Origin of the sequence: Salipaludibacillus agaradhaerens (assembly GCF_002019735.1) — a bacterium.
Taxonomy (GTDB): Bacteria; Bacillota; Bacilli; order Bacillales; family Salisediminibacteriaceae; genus Salipaludibacillus; species Salipaludibacillus agaradhaerens.
Genome location: NZ_KV917378.1, coordinates 903,810 through 919,955, shown reverse-complemented (window position 1 = coordinate 919,955; position 16,146 = coordinate 903,810). Strand labels below are relative to the sequence as shown.

General features: G+C 38.4%; 20 protein-coding genes. 18 read left to right on the top strand and 2 right to left on the bottom strand.

The window, feature by feature from the left end:
* Positions 1-423: 423 nt before the first annotated feature.
* Both BK581_RS04365 and BK581_RS04360 read right to left on the bottom strand, forming a co-directional pair.
* Entirely contained in the window at positions 424-804 is a 381-nt protein-coding gene (locus BK581_RS04365) for an SA1362 family protein (protein WP_078577016.1), read from the bottom strand.
* Between the two features lie 92 nt (positions 805-896).
* Complete coding sequence (locus BK581_RS04360; RefSeq protein ID WP_078579854.1) at positions 897-1,790, bottom strand: DUF1385 domain-containing protein; 894 nt, start codon at positions 1,788-1,790, stop codon at positions 897-899.
* A gap of 334 nt (positions 1,791-2,124) precedes the next feature.
* Between BK581_RS04360 and BK581_RS04355 the strand changes: the two genes are divergently transcribed.
* The 18 genes from BK581_RS04355 (at position 2,125) to xseA (ending at position 16,142) form a co-directional block, all read left to right on the top strand.
* Positions 2,125-2,619 (top strand): YqhR family membrane protein, encoded by a 495-nt coding sequence (locus tag BK581_RS04355; RefSeq protein ID WP_245828885.1) that lies wholly within the window; start codon positions 2,125-2,127, stop codon positions 2,617-2,619.
* Positions 2,620-2,937: 318 nt separating this feature from the next.
* Positions 2,938-4,005 (top strand): M24 family metallopeptidase, encoded by a 1,068-nt coding sequence (locus BK581_RS04350; RefSeq protein ID WP_078577014.1) that lies wholly within the window; start codon positions 2,938-2,940, stop codon positions 4,003-4,005.
* Between the two features lie 41 nt (positions 4,006-4,046).
* On the top strand, positions 4,047-4,604 hold the full coding sequence (gene efp / locus BK581_RS04345) for an elongation factor P (protein ID WP_078577013.1): 558 nt from the start codon (positions 4,047-4,049) through the stop codon (positions 4,602-4,604).
* Between the two features lie 258 nt (positions 4,605-4,862).
* Positions 4,863-5,789 carry a stage III sporulation protein AA gene (gene spoIIIAA, locus BK581_RS04340; protein WP_078579853.1) on the top strand — a complete coding sequence of 309 codons (927 nt, stop codon included), beginning with the start codon at positions 4,863-4,865 and terminating at the stop codon, positions 5,787-5,789.
* A complete protein-coding gene (gene spoIIIAB / locus BK581_RS04335; RefSeq protein WP_078577012.1) occupies positions 5,786-6,298 on the top strand; it encodes a stage III sporulation protein SpoIIIAB in 513 nt (170 codons plus the stop codon). The genes spoIIIAA and spoIIIAB overlap by 4 nt, the downstream gene beginning before the upstream one ends.
* Positions 6,299-6,322: 24 nt before the next feature.
* Positions 6,323-6,529, top strand: a complete 207-nt coding sequence (gene spoIIIAC / locus BK581_RS04330; RefSeq protein WP_078577011.1) for a stage III sporulation protein AC — start codon at positions 6,323-6,325, stop codon at positions 6,527-6,529.
* A gap of 14 nt (positions 6,530-6,543) precedes the next feature.
* Positions 6,544-6,951: a stage III sporulation protein AD gene (gene spoIIIAD, locus BK581_RS04325; protein WP_078577010.1), complete on the top strand. Its 408-nt coding sequence runs from the start codon at positions 6,544-6,546 to the stop codon at positions 6,949-6,951.
* Positions 6,948-8,126, top strand: a complete 1,179-nt coding sequence (gene spoIIIAE, locus BK581_RS04320) for a stage III sporulation protein AE (RefSeq protein ID WP_078577009.1) — start codon at positions 6,948-6,950, stop codon at positions 8,124-8,126. Before spoIIIAD ends, spoIIIAE begins: the two co-directional genes overlap by 4 nt.
* 30 nt (positions 8,127-8,156) lie before the next feature.
* The gene (gene spoIIIAF / locus BK581_RS04315) at positions 8,157-8,804 is read left to right on the top strand and encodes a stage III sporulation protein AF (RefSeq protein WP_169837538.1); all 648 of its coding nucleotides are present in this window, start codon (positions 8,157-8,159) and stop codon (positions 8,802-8,804) included.
* Positions 8,801-9,463, top strand: coding sequence for a stage III sporulation protein AG (spoIIIAG, locus tag BK581_RS04310; protein ID WP_078577007.1), 663 nt, complete (start codon positions 8,801-8,803; stop codon positions 9,461-9,463). The genes spoIIIAF and spoIIIAG overlap by 4 nt, the downstream gene beginning before the upstream one ends.
* A complete protein-coding gene (locus BK581_RS04305; protein ID WP_078577006.1) occupies positions 9,460-10,065 on the top strand; it encodes a SpoIIIAH-like family protein in 606 nt (201 codons plus the stop codon). The genes spoIIIAG and BK581_RS04305 overlap by 4 nt, the downstream gene beginning before the upstream one ends.
* A 323-nt stretch (positions 10,066-10,388) precedes the next feature.
* Positions 10,389-10,712, top strand: coding sequence for a hypothetical protein (locus tag BK581_RS04300; protein ID WP_078577005.1), 324 nt, complete (start codon positions 10,389-10,391; stop codon positions 10,710-10,712).
* Positions 10,713-10,996: 284 nt separating this feature from the next.
* Entirely contained in the window at positions 10,997-11,509 is a 513-nt protein-coding gene (accB, locus tag BK581_RS04295; protein WP_078577004.1) for an acetyl-CoA carboxylase biotin carboxyl carrier protein, read from the top strand.
* 11 nt (positions 11,510-11,520) lie between these two features.
* Complete coding sequence (gene accC, locus BK581_RS04290) at positions 11,521-12,882, top strand: acetyl-CoA carboxylase biotin carboxylase subunit (protein WP_078577003.1); 1,362 nt, start codon at positions 11,521-11,523, stop codon at positions 12,880-12,882.
* A 17-nt stretch (positions 12,883-12,899) separates the two neighbouring features.
* The gene (locus BK581_RS04285; RefSeq protein WP_078577002.1) at positions 12,900-13,307 is read left to right on the top strand and encodes an Asp23/Gls24 family envelope stress response protein; all 408 of its coding nucleotides are present in this window, start codon (positions 12,900-12,902) and stop codon (positions 13,305-13,307) included.
* Between the two features lie 189 nt (positions 13,308-13,496).
* On the top strand, positions 13,497-13,895 hold the full coding sequence (gene nusB, locus BK581_RS04280; protein ID WP_078577001.1) for a transcription antitermination factor NusB: 399 nt from the start codon (positions 13,497-13,499) through the stop codon (positions 13,893-13,895).
* A gap of 31 nt (positions 13,896-13,926) precedes the next feature.
* Entirely contained in the window at positions 13,927-14,787 is an 861-nt protein-coding gene (gene folD / locus BK581_RS04275) for a bifunctional methylenetetrahydrofolate dehydrogenase/methenyltetrahydrofolate cyclohydrolase FolD (RefSeq protein WP_078577000.1), read from the top strand.
* Positions 14,788-14,789: 2 nt separating this feature from the next.
* The gene (gene xseA, locus BK581_RS04270; protein WP_078576999.1) at positions 14,790-16,142 is read left to right on the top strand and encodes an exodeoxyribonuclease VII large subunit; all 1,353 of its coding nucleotides are present in this window, start codon (positions 14,790-14,792) and stop codon (positions 16,140-16,142) included.
* Positions 16,143-16,146 lie beyond the last annotated feature (4 nt).

Here is a 16,146-nt window from a genome sequence, read left to right as displayed (position 1 = left end):
ATTTTAATAGCACCAAAAAATATAGTAAAACTTGAACACTTGTTCCTGAATTGTCCCGAAAGTGACTCGATTTCATAAATCATGGTTGTATCGTTATTTCCGAACGTTATGACTCATTTTGCACTATAGATGAATGCTTTCCGCCGGGCTCGTCTTCAATCCATTCTGCCTTTGTAAAGCTCAACCAGAATGGATTTGCAAACTTCGCTTCTTCCCACTGGAGTCGCCATCTTTCGTTCCAATTCTTTATTTCTAATGACTAACATTTTATTATTAATTTCCAATATTATCGTTATATTGAGCGTGATATTGCATTATGAAATTAATACAAGTAAATGAATCTTTAACTTTCATAACATTCATACCCTATTTTTCTCATTTACATTCAAGTTTATATCTTCAAGAATAGAAAAAACCAAGCGTTTAAAATAATGCTCGGCTTTTTTTCTTGTTCTTTTTTCCTTCGATCACGGTCAGTTTAACGTCAGATTGTCGTTTAATAAGTGGTCGTGAGATCGCTTTTCGGTTCTCTTTCTTTTTGGTCGAAAAGGAGGCAGATTTCTTCTTTTTCGTTTGCTGCCATTGAGGAGAGCCTCCTTGTGCTTGACCAAAACCACCGTGGCGACGCATTAGCTTAGGCATAATAAATGTTTTAATGACAAAGATTAGTAAGGCTACAATACCGATTGTCACAAAAACCTGTGTAAAAAAGGCGCTTGTGTTAGTAAACATTTGAACACCAATACCTAAAAGAGCCAATCCGATTATCGTCAATACAATTGGATGGTAAGAACGACGAAACATTTGCATGCACCTCCATGTTTGATGGTGATCAATTGTTCAAAATATGGTCATAATCACTTGAAAGTTTGACAATAAGCATCTAGGTAGCTTTATTATACTATTCGATCTTCTGCAGGTGGATTCTCAAATTCATCCTCCCTTTTCTTCAACTCGTTAAAAGAAGCAATTGCCACCTCAACTTGATCATTCTTAGGTTCTTTTGTGGTAAGTAGCTGTAGCCATAAACCAGGATAACCAAGCCATTTAAGGAAAGGTATTTCACGCACTTTGTTCGTTAACTGTAAAACTTCATATGAAGCACCTAACACAACTGGAATTAACAGTATCCGATATAATAAACGTTCCCACAGAGGATCAGATGGAACAGCTAGGTATAAGAACACCCCAACTATGACCGTTAATAGAATATAACTACTACCACAGCGGAAGTGAAGGCGGGAATGAGCCTGTACATTCTCTACAGTCAATTCTTTCCCATTTTCAAACGTATTAATCACTTTGTGCTCAGCCCCATGATACTGAAAAACACGTTTAATCAAAGGTGTCATGGAGATAAGGTAAATATAAGTTAGTAAGAAGATCAGTTTTATAACCCCTTCTATTAAGTTTTGTGCCACATGTCCGGGGAAAATAGGTCGGAAAAATTCAGCAATGGCTGCTGGAACTGCTGTAAAGATAAGTGTACTAAACAGGAAAGAAATTATTCCAATCGCTGCTACGCCTAAAATCATTGTTATCTTGCTTGATTGCTCAGCTGTTTCAATCGTATGATCATCATCAGGATGGACTTCATATCGATCAGAGGAAAAGTTTAAATGTTTTGTTCCATTCCCACTAGCTTCTACAATAGCTACTACCCCACGAATAAAAGGGATTTTTTTTAACTTTTGAAGAGCGGGGCGATTTTTCTTCGGCACCTCGTAAAAGTCTATTGAGTCATCAATTCTCCGGATAGCGGTGACTGATGTATGACGCCCACCAAACATGACGCCTTCAATCAGTGCTTGCCCACCGTAAGCGGGTTTAGTATTTTGATCTGCCACTCGTGTCACCAACCTAATAATTAATTATTGAAGGAAAGGAATAAAATCTCAAAAGCAATGCTTTTTTATTGAACTTCCATGAGTTTTCATTCAATAGCTATCCTACTATTCTTTTCTTCTAAGTACTATTATATTACTCTACATGAAAAGTGACAATCTCTCCACTAACCAGCCTTAAGTTACTATTCCCTTTGATAATAAGCCTTACACCTACTAAAGCAAGTTTTCAAAAATAATTTTAGCAATTTAGGCAAAGATAGCAAAAGAGGTGATGAAAATGGATAAAAAAAATAAACATTCAAAGCAAAGCGATTCATTCAGCTCAACCACTGCGATGATCGGCTTTGTAGGAGGACTATTTTGGAGCTTTATAGGTTATGTTGCGTATTTACTGAATTTCGTCTCATTCGGCCCCTCTTTCTTATTAATGCCGTGGGCGTTAGGAACATGGAAATACACCCAAACTGGACAGTGGGTTGGTATTTTGTTTATCGGTATTTTGTCTATAGGCATTGCATTTATATACCGGGCATTATTTGCTAAAGTCAATAAATTTTGGCCTGGACTAGTGTTTGGCGGTATCTTATGGGTGCTGACCTTTGTATTACTTTACCCATTATACGAACATGCAGAAAACGTGGTTAAATACGATGTTAATTCTAACGTAACGTCACTCTCTTTATTTGTATTATACGGCTTATTTATTGGCTATTCTATTTCTTATGAATATCATGAACAGATGTTGGAAAATGAGCAAACTATTCAAGAATAACGACCTATGATAAAATATGGTATGGCACAATTTGTTTGTAAGTAGCTGTTGTTTGCCACCGACACCTTAGTTACATACATCTCCTGTATATATTAGTTACGAAATTTAGTTTAATTAACTTAGTGAATTAAAAGGAAATGATCCTACAACCATAATTAAATTGGTTGTCTCTGTATGAAAGAGATAAAAGGCTAAAGAAAATGCTTCAGGTTCATTAAGGGATTAGAAACATACCGTTAGCTGTATAACAGGAAAGGGACGGCTATTATTCAAATCGACTTGCTTGCCTAATTGATTTTGTAAAAGGAGGGGTCTAGCGTGGACCGTTTAAACGGCTTACGTCAGCAATTTAAAGAGAACGGTATCGATGGTATTCTCATAACTAACCCTTATAATCGACGTTATTTAACGGGATTTACTGGGACAGCTGGAGTAGTTGTTGTGTCAGATGGAAAAGCGAAACTCATTACAGACTTCCGTTATATAGACCAGGCGCAAGAAGAGGTCGTTGAGTTTGAAGTTATTCAACATAATAGAGCACTCCATGAGGAAGTCGCTAGCCAGGTTAAGGAGATGGGGATCACGCGGCTGGGCTTTGAGAAGAATGTTTTGACATACAGTCATTATGATACATATAAAGCGACGATAAATTGTGAACTAATCCCTGTTAGTGAGCTAGTAGAGAATTTGCGCTTAATTAAGTCGGATGAAGAGGTTGCTATCATTCAGGAGGCCGTTGATATTGCTGATGCCGCTTTTTCTCACATTCAATCTTATTTGCGTCCTGGTGTTAAAGAAATTGATATATCTAATGAACTTGAATTTTTCATGAGAAAAAATGGGGCCGTTTCTTCATCATTTGATATCATCGTCGCATCAGGCTACAGATCAGCATTACCCCACGGTGTGGCCAGTGATAAAGTGATTGAGAAAGGGGAGCTTGTCACGTTAGACTTTGGAGCGTATTATAAAGGATACTGCTCCGATATTACAAGAACCGTGGCAATTGGTGAACCTTCATCGCAATTAAGAGACATTTACGAGACGGTTTTACAAGCTCAATTAATAGGGGTAAACCATATAAAAGCAGGCCTTACAGGAAAAGAAGCTGATGCCCTTACGCGTAATTATATTAATGAGAAAGGTTATGGTCAGTATTTTGGCCATAGCACTGGCCATGGATTAGGAATGGAAGTACATGAAGCACCAGGACTCTCTCATCGTTCAGATAAGCGCCTAAAAGCAGGTATGATCGTAACTGTTGAACCTGGAATATATATGACAGGAATAGGTGGAACGAGGATTGAAGACGATATTTTAATCACTGATAACGGTAATAATATTTTATCCAAGTCATCTAAAGAGTTACTTATTCTTGGAGAGTAAATATTTAGTATTCATATTTATATTTTATTAGGAGGTTTTTTATGATTTCTGTTAATGAGTTAAAAACAGGTTTAACAATCGAAGTAGACGGGGATATTTGGCAAGTTATGGAGTTCCAACACGTCAAGCCAGGTAAAGGAGCTGCCTTTGTCCGAACAAAATTACGTAGTATGAGGAACGGTAGTATTCAAGAAAAAACATTCCGTGCAGGAGAAAAGGTAGCAAAAGCACACTTAGAAAATAGTAAAATGCAATATTTATATTCAAGTGGGGACACGCATTCGTTTATGAATACATCGACATATGAACAACTTGAATTATCTAGCGCTCAAATTGAAAACCAACTTAAATATTTGAAAGAAAATATGGAAGTGCATATTTTGCAGTATCAAGATGAAATCCTTGGTGTAGAAGTTCCTAATACAGTTGAATTAACTGTAACAGAGACAGAACCTGGTATTAAAGGGGATACGGCTTCAGGGGGAACGAAGCCAGCGACCCTCGAGACGGGGTTAACTGTCCAAGTACCTTTTTTTGTTAATGAAGGTGACGTACTAGTTATTGATACGAGAGATGGTAAATATGTGTCACGAGCCTAATGGTGATTTTTTCATCACGTTCACAGAAAATATTCTGTGGGCGTTTTTTTATTTTGGTTTTGTATAAGCCGTTTTTGGAGCGACTAGTATCTTTACATTAATTGTCTTTCAAGATTAGTTAAAGGTTAGCACTTTAATAAATTCTTTATAAGATTAGAGGTTTTTCGCACGTCTATGGTCATAAATAGGACAGGCGCACATATAATTTCTTAGACAGCCGCGATGAGCCACTAGTCATCAGAAATGAGGGTGGTAATGATGGAAGAAGTGATGCGCATTGTCCCGAAAGTTGTGAAAAATTTCTTGAAAGCATATACGGATAAAGATTGGCAGACGATAGAGGAAATACGGTTGAGAATTGGTAAAAATATTGAAGTAGTAAGAACCAATGGCTCACCGTTATCCGAAACTTCTCCTCTATTTACAGAGCAAGACGCAACAATGATGCTTTCTCTTTTAAGCCAACATTCTCTTTATCGGCTGGAAGAAGAATTAAGACGAGGTTATATTACTATTTCAGGAGGGCACAGAGTAGGAATTGCTGGAAGAGTCGTGGTTGAAACAGGTAAAGTGAAAGGTCTTAGGGAAATTGGCTCATTTAATATTCGTATCGCTAAACAAAAAGTCGGCGTTAGTGAACCTTATATTAATGCCATCTATAAACGAGATAAATGGCTAAACACGTTAATTATCGGACCACCAAAAACAGGGAAGACCACATTATTAAGAGATCTGGCAAGGCAAATAAGTCAAGGCATAGAAAGTAAGGGAATCAGAGCCAGAAATGTAGCTATTATTGATGAGCGGTCTGAAATTGCCGGATGTATCCGTGGTGTCCCACAGCATCACTTTGGTTCTAAAATAGATGTGCTGGATGCCTGTCCAAAAGCTGAAGGCATGATGATGATGATACGGTCAATGAGTCCAGACGTCCTCATTGTGGATGAGATAGGCAGGGAAGAAGATGTTACTGCTGTAATGGAGGCAGTATATGCGGGCGTTACAGTCATTTCAACGGTGCACGGAGATTCAGTTAGAGATGTTGTAAGAAGACCTACTATAAAACAACTGATCACACATGAAGCCTTTCATTCAGCTATTGAATTGACTCATGTTGGCAAGAGAGGGACTAACATCTCCTTGGCCCCCTCTGCATTAAATAATAACGTGGTGTTAAGAACATGATGTGGCTAGGGGCGGCTATCATCATTCTGACGTCTACTGGAGTAGGGTGGGAATTGTCAAAAAGATTAGAAAGACGAACGACATTGCTACGTCATATGAAAGTAGCCCTTGAAACTCTTGATACAGAAGTGACTTTTGCCATGATACCGTTATGGGAAGCATTTGAGCAAATAGCCAAGCAACTCCCTGCTCCTGCTAAAGATTTTCTAAACGGAGTTTCAACACGCCTAAAAGACAATGAAGAATCCACACAACAGGCATGGGAAGAAGAGTTAAATTATTGGAAAACAGATGTTGACCTTGATGCAAAAGACATTGATATTTTGAAACAATTCGGACAAACGTTAGGAAGGCAAGATATTGAAGGGCAGCGTAAACAAATTCAATTAACTCAAGCATATTTAGAAACAATGGAGCAGACAGCTTTGGAAACTCAAAAAAAATATGAATCTATGTACCGCAGTTTAGGCCTTTTAGGGGGTTTATTATTAGTGATTATGCTTCTTTAAAGGAAGGTTCGAGGAGGCGATCAATTGAACTATGATGTAGGGTTAATTTTTCAAATAGCGGGTGTTGGGATCGTTGTGGCAATGATTCATACTGTTTTGAAACAAATGGGGAAAGAAGAAATTGCCAATTGGGTAACACTCATTGCCTTTGTTGTTGTTCTTTACATGGTAGCGACAGTTATCGATGATCTATTTCAAAAAATAAGAAGTGTCTTTTTGTTCCAAAGCTGAAGGAGGCAGGGGGAATGGAAATTATCCAGATTGTCGGTTTAGGGATGATTACAACGTTCCTAGCTCTTGTTATTAAAGAGCAAAAACCGATCTTTGCCTTTCTTCTTACTATTTTTACTGGTGTTATTATATTTGCCTTTTTAATAGATAAAATTGCCCTATTAATTGAAATGATTGAAACATTAGCTACTGAAGCGGACATTAATCTCGTTTACGTACAGACGATCTTTAAAATTATTGGAATTGCCTATATTGCAGAATTTGGTGCGCAAATTGCAAGAGATGCTGGTCAAGGCTCAGTAGCATCTAAAATTGAATTGGCTGGAAAAGTTCTCATTATGATTATGGCAATCCCTATTATATCTGTCATTATAGAGACCGTATTAACACTCATTCCGGCTGCGATGGGGGATGGAGGATGAAACGGACAACGATTGTATGCCTTTTCTTTTCTTTTTTTTTCACTTTTACAGGGACGAGCCTTGCTGAAGAGGATGATTCACTCAGTGATGAAGACCTAATAGAAGAACAACTAAACTATTTAGATTTAGAAGAAATCAGTGATTTTTGGGATATTGTCCGTCACGAGTATGATGGCTTTCTTCCTGAGACACAGAAAAAAGAATTTACTGAACTATTTAGAGATAATGGGCATTTTTCTATTACAGAATGGCTAAAAGGGTTTTTAAATTATTTCTTTCATGAAATTATTACACACGGCCGATTAATAGGAACATTAATTTTATTAACTGTCTTTAGCTTAATACTCGTTCATCTTCAACAAGCATTTGAAAAGCATACGATTAGCAAAGTGGCTTACGCCGTGACATATATGGTTTTAATGATCATTGCCCTTAATAGTTTTTATGTGGCAGTTGAACTCACGGAATCAACTATCTCAACAATGAGTCATTTCATGACAGCTCTTATTCCATTAATACTCGTGCTGATGGCAACAGTAGGCAGTATCACCTCTGTCTCCCTTTTTCATCCTATCATTATGTTTATTGTTCATACAAGCGGGTTGTTCGTCCAATATTTTATCCTACCTCTTTTATTACTTTCTACAATCTTATCTATCGTAAGTACGATGACAGATCATTATAAAGTATCGAAACTTGCAAGTTTATTACGAACAATCGCCGTGGGCAGCTTAGGCATTTTCTTAACAGTTTTTTTAGGTGTTATGTCTGTGCAAGGGGCAGCAGCAGCAGTAACTGATGGCATTGCAGTTCGGACAGCCAAATTTGTCACAGGAAATTTTATTCCCGTAGTTGGGAGGATGTTTACAGATGCGGCTGATACCGTCATGGGTGCTTCATTGCTTTTGAAAAATACAATCGGTATTTTAGGCTTGTTGATTTTGCTTATTGTATGTACGTTTCCTGCCTTAAAAGTATTGGCTATCTCCGTCATCTATTCGTTTGCATCAGCGATCTTACAGCCTTTAGGAGGTGGTCCTGTTATCGAATGTTTGGCTATTATCGGAAAAAATATATTGTTCGTCTTTGCGACTTTAGCCGCCGTTTCTCTCATGTTTTTTCTCTCGATCACAATAATGATTATTTCCGGTAATTTATCGATTATGCTTAGATGATTAGATGGATGATAGAAGGGTGTGGCTATAGTGGGGCTAGTGATTAACTGGATCACAAATATTATATTGCTTATATTATTCGCCACGATCCTTGAACTTTTATTGCCTAATGCTTCAACTCATCGGTATATTAAGCTAGTTATCGGGCTTATTTTATTGCTTATTTTGCTTCAGCCTGTTTTATCGCTTTTTAAAATGGATACTGAAAATGTTATTAGTCAAATGGAAAAATGGGGTCAATCAATTAACGCTGATATGGAAAATATAGACGACCTAGAAAAATCAGATATAGAATCCGTTTCTCTTGCATATATTTCTGAACAAGTGGCTGTCCAATTAAAAAAACAAGCCAATGCCAAGCTGGTTGAAGAGTATGGAATGACGATAATCGATGTGACTGTCGCGTTTCATTCTCTTCATGAACCGACAGATAAAGAGAACTTTGCAGGTATTGAGGTGACAATTGCGCCAGCTGGTGCTAGTGAGGAAAGTGTTGAGGGCGAAGGAGATGATGAAAATATTCATATTGCCAAAATTGAGATTGAAAATAAGGCACCAGAAGAAGTTAACACAGAAGAGGGGGAGGGGACACGAGATATGAGAGATCGCTTGTCATACTTATGGGAAGTTCCTGAAGATCTCATAACAATTTATGAAGAAGGCGGGGATAATAAATGACTCGAAAACGTTGGGAGACATCTATATTCCAGTCCTTTTCATTAAAAAATAAAGGAAAAAAAATCCGTTTGATATATTTACTGGGGTTATTAGTTATCGGAGTCGTCCTAATGATAATAGGAAGTCTTTTTAACAAAGAAGAAGCTTATGAGCCAACACTCATGATGAACGAAACTGATGATGAAAGAAGGGAGGATGTGACCACTTTTAAGTCGGATGAACAAAGTGAGGAATCTCTTGACAAAGAAGAATATGAGGCATTTTATGAAAAAGAATTAACTCATGCTTTAGAAGAAATTGTCGGTGTCTCCAATGTAACAGTGATGGTAAATACCACAGGTACAAGCAGACAAATTTATCAAACGAATGATTCAAAAAAAGAACAGCTCACAGAAGAAACAGATAGTGAAGGCGGTAGCCGAAAAGTCACCGATAGTTCTATAGATGAACAAGTGGTGATCGTTAGAAGAGGAGAAAATGAAGAACCATTACTCGTGGAGTCACAAAAGCCGGATATTAGTGGTGTTTTGATCGTGGCAAATGGTGTTGATAACATCCAAGTGAAAACGTGGGTAGTTGAAGCAGTTAGTAGGGTGCTTGATATTCCTTCACATAGAGTGTCGGTAATGCCAAGAAAACAAAAGGAGGATGCTTCATGATTTTAAAAAGACAAACAGTATGGTTACTAACAATGTTAAGCTTGATTATTGTCCTTTCGGTGTATTATATTTCAATGGATCGCGTGCAAGATCCGCAAACAGCAGTTACAGATATTGAAGAAGCAACTAACGATGAGTCGATGGAAGAAGAATTAGAGTTCGAATGGGTAGATGGAGATGATATTACGTTTGTGGAACTAGACGATGTAGAGGATGTCTTAGGGGAGGCTGGATTATCAGAACAGATGAATACCGATGAGATGTTTGATACTATTCGCTTGCAGCGTCAAGATGCAAGAGGGCGTTTAAATGAAGAGTATACAAATGTTATTGTTTCAGCGGAAACTGATCCTGAAATCCAAGTTGAAGCACTTGAAAAAATCGAAAATCTTCAAGCGATGTCTCAGCAAGAAGAAATGGTGGAGACAATCATTCGGTCAAAAGGATATGAGGATGCTCTTGTCATGACAGAAGACAATCAAGTTAATATTTACGTAAAATCAAATGAATTAACAACTGAGCAAGTAACTGAGATCAACCAACTAGCATATGAACATTTAGGTATTGAGTCAATTAGGGTTGGGTTTCATGCTGGTGATTGACAGCATTAATTAAAAAATGACTGAGTAGGCCCGCCATTAGGTGAGGGCCTTTTCTTCATGATAACATGTAAACAGAACGACTTCATGCTAACATAATAGAAAGATCTGGGTACATATTGTGAATTGACAAGTTTTGATGACGCAATCAATCGAATTTGTCGGTAGATGTATACCTAAATGATCGATTCAGATGTTTATTTCCCTATTCTTCAGGCAATAAATGAAGCAGTTATGTAACGGAAAATGATTTTTATGGCTGAGGGTGGTATAATACCCTATTGGAAAAATTATTTTAATCAGATTTTGTTAAGGAGAGATTTAACATGGAGTGGTCAGAACTGACAGAAGGTGCGAAAGCAGTCCTTGAGCAAACAAGGAATATTAAAAATGATAAAATTCAGATTGTGGAATTTGAAGTAGGTTACGAGCAGCCGGCAGAAGTAGCAGGTGATAGTGAACCTGTCAGTATTCAAGAGGAAGATTACGCAAGCTTAAAGAGATTCACAGCCGAGAACGAATACGGGGAAAAATATCATATGGCTCGTAACAAAAACATAGTCAAAATTATTTTATTAGAGAAAGATAAAATTCCTGATAATCTGTCAGACTTTCCGGTGTTTAGAGAGTATAAAAACACTGTTGAGTAAGGTATGGTAGTACAGTCTTCCTGATGTAAACGAGTTTCTCGTAGGGGAGACTTTTTTAAAACGGGAGATGGCTCGATCCAAAGAAATGATCATTCACTGAAGTAAATTCAAACATCTAAAATGTTTATATTATATTTTAGAATAAAAAAAGGTTCCCATTTAACAAAATTTAAGGTAGCATATTTTTAGGACTAAGTCATAAGACATGCCTAAATCCACTAGATGATCCATCATGTATAAGTTTATGTCACTTATACAGCTAAATTATGAATGGGGTGTGAAAAATGCTAAATATTGAAGAAATACGTGAACTAATCAAGTTAGTTGATGAGTCGAGTATTGATGAATTTAAATATGAACATAATGGCGCCAAAGTAGCCATGAAAAAAAATAGTGCAGCGAGTACTAGTTATTCCACAGTACCAACGCCTTCAAGTGACTCTCAAAAAGGAGTAGCACTATCTCAACATAACGAGACGCCTGACGAAAAACAGACTGAAAGCGTGACACCTGCTAGTAATGACTCGCAGGGAGCTGAAACACCACCAAGCGCAGGGTTACATACCATAACCTCGCCGATGGTAGGGACATTTTATAACTCACCATCACCAGAGTCCGATCCTTATGTAAAAAAGGGAGATCGCATTGGAAGTGATTCAGTTGTATGTATCGTTGAAGCAATGAAGTTAATGAATGAAATTGAAGCTGAAGTCAAGGGGGAAATTGTTGAGGTCCTCGTTGAAAATGGACAGTTAGTCGAATACGGCCAAGAACTTTTCCTAGTGAAGCCGGAGTAGGAGATGAGCTTATGTTAAAAAAGGTTCTGATTGCAAACCGTGGAGAAATAGCTGTTAGAATTATTAGAGCGTGTAAAGAATTAAATATACAAACCGTAGCTGTCTATTCAGAAGCTGATGATGATGCACTTCACGTTCGCCTTGCAGACGAAGCTTACTGTATTGGTCCTGTTTCTTCCGCTGACAGTTATCTCAATTTCACTAATATAATGAGCGTAGCCACGTTAACAGAGGTAGATGGTATTCATCCTGGATACGGCTTCTTAGCAGAGAACGCTGACTTCGCAGAAATTTGTGCTGCATGTAACATTACCTTTATCGGACCTAGTCCTTGGGCAATCAGTCAAATGGGTACAAAAGATGTTGCAAGAACAACGATGAAAAAAGCTGGTGTTCCAGTCGTGCCTGGTTCTGAAGGGCTTGTTGAAACAATTGAAGATGGCGTATCCGTTGCTGAAACAATCGGCTATCCAGTCATCATTAAAGCAACAGCAGGCGGTGGTGGAAAAGGGATTCGCGTTGCACATAATGAAAAAGAGCTTAGAAAAGGTATTTCAATCACTCAACAAGAAGCGCAAGCGAATTTTGGTAATCCAGGCATCTACTTGGAAAAATACATAGAAGACTTCCGGCATGTTGAAATTCAAGTGCTTGCAGATAACCATGGGAATACGATTCATCTTGGTGAGCGCGATTGTACGATTCAACGTCGGTTGCAAAAACTTGTAGAAGAGTCGCCATCACCAGCTTTGAGTGAGCGTGTGAGAGCCAAAATGGGAGAAGCAGCAGTTAAAGCAGCAGAAGCAGTTAACTATGCTGGAGCAGGAACCATTGAATTTATTTATGACCATAACACGGAAGAATTCTTTTTTATGGAAATGAATACGCGTATTCAAGTGGAACATCCTGTGACCGAAATGGTAACAGGTGTAGACCTTATAAAAGAACAACTTTTAGTTGCGTCAGATGAAAAGCTTTCCTATACTCAAGAGGAGATCACTTTTGAAGGGTGGGCGATTGAATGCCGCATTAACGCTGAGAATCCTGACAAAAATTTCATGCCTTCACCTGGTAAAATTGACATGTATCTTCCGCCTGGAGGACTAGGTGTTAGAGTGGATAGTGCTGTTTTTCCTGGTTATACCATCACTCCTTATTATGACTCAATGGTTGCGAAGTTAATTACTTATGGCAAAGACCGTAATGAAGCTATAACTAAGATGAAAAGAGCTCTTGATGAATTTGTGATAGACGGCGTGGATACAACCATTCCATTCCATCGACGCCTGTTTGAGCACGATGTGTTTACTGGTGGTCATTTTAATACAAAGTTTTTAGAAACGTACTCATTAAAGTCAGAAGACGACGAATGATTTAAAGGAGGAGCAACATGTCAGAAAATCATCTGATTCACATGTCTGAAGATAAGAGTGATTTAGGGAAAGTGGAGATCTCTCCGGAAGTCATTGAAATTATTACAGGTCTTGCAGCTTCAGAGGTAGAAGGGATTGCTATGCTCAGAGGTAACTTTGCGTCTGGAGTAGCCGAAAGACTAGGACGAAAAAGTGCTCATGGTAAAGGTGTTAAAGTAGACTTAGTTAATGACGGGGTTAAGCTGGATGTCTATGTCATAACAAATTATGGCGTATCTATCCCAGAAGTGTGCCATAAAGTTCAGGAAAACATCGTTCAGACGTTAAAAAACATGACGGCTATTCAAGTTTTAACTGTTGATATCCATGTGGTAGGTGTTCATTTTGAGACGAGGAATGAACAAGAAGCTACAAAAAAGAACTAAATAAAGGGAGGGTGTCTCAACGAGTGACTTACTTAGTGAGACACCCTTTTTCCGTTGCATAGAGTCGTGATGGACGACGTCTGTATTCCCACGTAAAGTTATGCTATCATCTAATATGACATATAAAAACATTATATGTGTTTAACTGTGAATGAAAAAAGTAAAAGGCCGAATTAAAGGAGAAATGGCATGAATCGCAGATTAGCTAGAATTAGAACGGTACAAGCATTATATCAAATCGAAATGACTGAAACGGCCCCATCTGAAGCGATGGCATCCGTCTTGCAAGATAATGAAGTTCCTGACGATTTTTTTCACGGACTTGTTAACGGAACAGTATCACACTTGCAGGAAATAGATCGTCTTCTAACTGATGCGCTTGAGCATTGGTCCATTAATCGTATTTCTCGTGTAGACCGAGCAATTTTACGACTTGCTGTGTACGAAATGAAATATGAAACGGACATTCCTGTTAATGTTTCCATAAATGAAGCCATTGATTTAGCTAAAGGCTTCGCAGGAGAAGAAGAATCAGGGAAATTTGCCAACGGTGTCTTGTCTAAAATTGCTGAGACACTTGAAAAATAACATTATTCTGTTTATCTAAGGGGGAGACGTCATGAGTGCTATCATTATTTCTGGAAAAGAGTTAGCTCAGGAAAAAAGACAAAATATGAAATTACAAACAGAGGAATTAAAACAAAAAGGGATGGTTCCTGGCTTAGCGGTCATACTTGTAGGAGAAGATCCTGCATCGCAATCATACGTTAGAGCAAAGGAGCGGGCGTGTAAAGAGATAGGCGTTCATTCCGAACTTGATGAATTACCTGTCTCAATTTCTGAAGAAGAGCTCCTTCAAAAAATTGATGAATTAAATAAAGCTGATCATATTCATGGAATACTTGTTCAGTTACCGCTACCTGATCACATCTCTGAAGAGAAAGTCATTGAAGCCATTGATCCTGTAAAAGATGTGGATGGTTTTCACCCCATCAATATAGGGAGGATGATGATCGGCCAAGAAGCCTTTTTGCCTTGTACGCCATTTGGTATCGTAGAAATGATTAAATCAAAAAATATCGAACTCCAAGGGAAACATGTTGTGGTCATTGGTCGCAGTAATATTGTTGGAAAACCAGTAGGCCAGCTGCTGTTAAATGAACATGCGACAGTTACTTATTGTCACTCTCGTACTAAGAACATGTCAGATTACACCAAAAAGGCAGATATTTTAGTTGTGGCAGTAGGGCGTCCGTTAATGATAAATGCAGACCATATGAAAGAAGGGGCCGTTGTCATTGATGTAGGCGTTAATCGAAACGAAGAGGGAAAATTAGTGGGAGATGTAGATTTTAATTCAGCAAAAGAAAAAGCCTCATACATAACACCTGTCCCAGGGGGGGTAGGGCCAATGACAATCACAATGTTGTTGCATAATACAATCCTCTCTGCAGAAAGACACCTAAAAGAGGAGAACTAACGATGAATGGAGATTTTCTCTCAGTTAGCGATCTGACAAGAATAATTAAACAACGGCTCGATACAGAACAGGCTCTCCAAAACGTGTGGCTAAGAGCAGAAATATCCAATTTTAAACGCCATAGTAGAGGCCATATGTATTTTACGCTAAAAGATAATAACTCACGAGTTCAATCAGTGATGTTTGCAGGAAATAATCGTTATCTTAAGTTCTTACCCGAAGATGGTATGCGCGTCCTTATTAGGGGGGATATCTCAGTATATGAACCTTATGGCCAATATCAGCTATACGTCAAGGAAATGCAGCCTGATGGGATCGGTAATTTATATCTTGCCTTCGAAAAGTTAAAAAAGAAATTGGAGATGGCAGGCTACTTTAATGAAACGAGAAAAAAATCAATCCCTAGGATGCCTCGGTCCATAGCTGTTATTACTTCACCAACAGGTGCTGCTGTAAGAGATATTATGACGACATTAGCGAGGCGATACCCATTAGCCAAAGTGACCTTATTACCTGTCCTTGTACAGGGGCCAGATGCTCCTAATTCTATTGCGAGAGCTATCAAGCAGGCGAATGAAGTCGTTAGCTTTGATGTCATCATTGTGGGAAGGGGCGGTGGGTCACTGGAAGAATTGTGGGCTTTTAACGAAGAAGTTGTGGCCGAAGCAATCTATCAATCTGATATTCCCCTTATTTCGGCCGTTGGACATGAAACAGATGTGACGATCAGTGACTTTGTTGCCGATTTACGAGCACCTACCCCTACAGCTGCTGCTGAATTAGCGGTGCCAGACGCAGAAGACCTAACAACTAACGTTATAGAACGAAAACGGCGGTTAACGAGAGCTATGAAACATTTAATTAGTCAAGAAAAAGAGAGGCTCGCCTATTTAACACGGTCTTACGCATTTCGTTACCCTAAGCAGCTGCTTCTTCAAAAGGAGCAGGACTTGGATCGGATGAAAGAAAGGCTTGTTAGAGAAACAGAGAGAGTTCTTCAAAAGAAATCTGACAGTCAACAAAAATTGAACCAACGACTCGCTTTGCTTCACCCTCAGGAAAAAATTAAAAAAGAATCTGACAGGCTAGTACAAAATGACATTGCGCTTAAACGATACATGGCTGAAGTAGTGAAAGAACGACGGCACAAACTTTCTCTGCAAGTGTCAAAGTTAGACTTACTCAGTCCATTAAAAATGATGGATAGAGGATACAGTCTTGTATATAGCGAAGATAACGCCCTTGTTAAATCTATCGCTCAAGCACCTGTTTCTTCACCAATAACAGTGCAATTAAAAGATGGAAAACTGAAGTGCCAAGTGCAAAAGCAAGAAAAGAACAACAATGACGGATGATGGA

What these genes read in the sequence shown, in the direction of transcription:
- BK581_RS04365 (WP_078577016.1), bottom strand. Translation starts at nt 804, where the DNA reads ATGTTTCGTCGTTCTTACCATCCAATTGTATTGACGATAATCGGATTG.
- BK581_RS04360 (WP_078579854.1), bottom strand. Translation starts at nt 1,790, where the DNA reads ATGTTTGGTGGGCGTCATACATCAGTCACCGCTATCCGGAGAATTGAT.
- BK581_RS04355 (WP_245828885.1), top strand. Translation starts at nt 2,125, where the DNA reads ATGGATAAAAAAAATAAACATTCAAAGCAAAGCGATTCATTCAGCTCA.
- efp (WP_078577013.1), top strand. Translation starts at nt 4,047, where the DNA reads ATGATTTCTGTTAATGAGTTAAAAACAGGTTTAACAATCGAAGTAGAC.
- spoIIIAA (WP_078579853.1), top strand. Translation starts at nt 4,863, where the DNA reads ATGGAAGAAGTGATGCGCATTGTCCCGAAAGTTGTGAAAAATTTCTTG.
- spoIIIAB (WP_078577012.1), top strand. Translation starts at nt 5,786, where the DNA reads ATGATGTGGCTAGGGGCGGCTATCATCATTCTGACGTCTACTGGAGTA.
- spoIIIAD (WP_078577010.1), top strand. Translation starts at nt 6,544, where the DNA reads ATGGAAATTATCCAGATTGTCGGTTTAGGGATGATTACAACGTTCCTA.
- spoIIIAE (WP_078577009.1), top strand. Translation starts at nt 6,948, where the DNA reads ATGAAACGGACAACGATTGTATGCCTTTTCTTTTCTTTTTTTTTCACT.
- spoIIIAG (WP_078577007.1), top strand. Translation starts at nt 8,801, where the DNA reads ATGACTCGAAAACGTTGGGAGACATCTATATTCCAGTCCTTTTCATTA.
- BK581_RS04305 (WP_078577006.1), top strand. Translation starts at nt 9,460, where the DNA reads ATGATTTTAAAAAGACAAACAGTATGGTTACTAACAATGTTAAGCTTG.
- BK581_RS04300 (WP_078577005.1), top strand. Translation starts at nt 10,389, where the DNA reads ATGGAGTGGTCAGAACTGACAGAAGGTGCGAAAGCAGTCCTTGAGCAA.
- accB (WP_078577004.1), top strand. Translation starts at nt 10,997, where the DNA reads ATGCTAAATATTGAAGAAATACGTGAACTAATCAAGTTAGTTGATGAG.
- accC (WP_078577003.1), top strand. Translation starts at nt 11,521, where the DNA reads ATGTTAAAAAAGGTTCTGATTGCAAACCGTGGAGAAATAGCTGTTAGA.
- BK581_RS04285 (WP_078577002.1), top strand. Translation starts at nt 12,900, where the DNA reads ATGTCAGAAAATCATCTGATTCACATGTCTGAAGATAAGAGTGATTTA.
- nusB (WP_078577001.1), top strand. Translation starts at nt 13,497, where the DNA reads ATGAATCGCAGATTAGCTAGAATTAGAACGGTACAAGCATTATATCAA.
- folD (WP_078577000.1), top strand. Translation starts at nt 13,927, where the DNA reads ATGAGTGCTATCATTATTTCTGGAAAAGAGTTAGCTCAGGAAAAAAGA.
- xseA (WP_078576999.1), top strand. Translation starts at nt 14,790, where the DNA reads ATGAATGGAGATTTTCTCTCAGTTAGCGATCTGACAAGAATAATTAAA.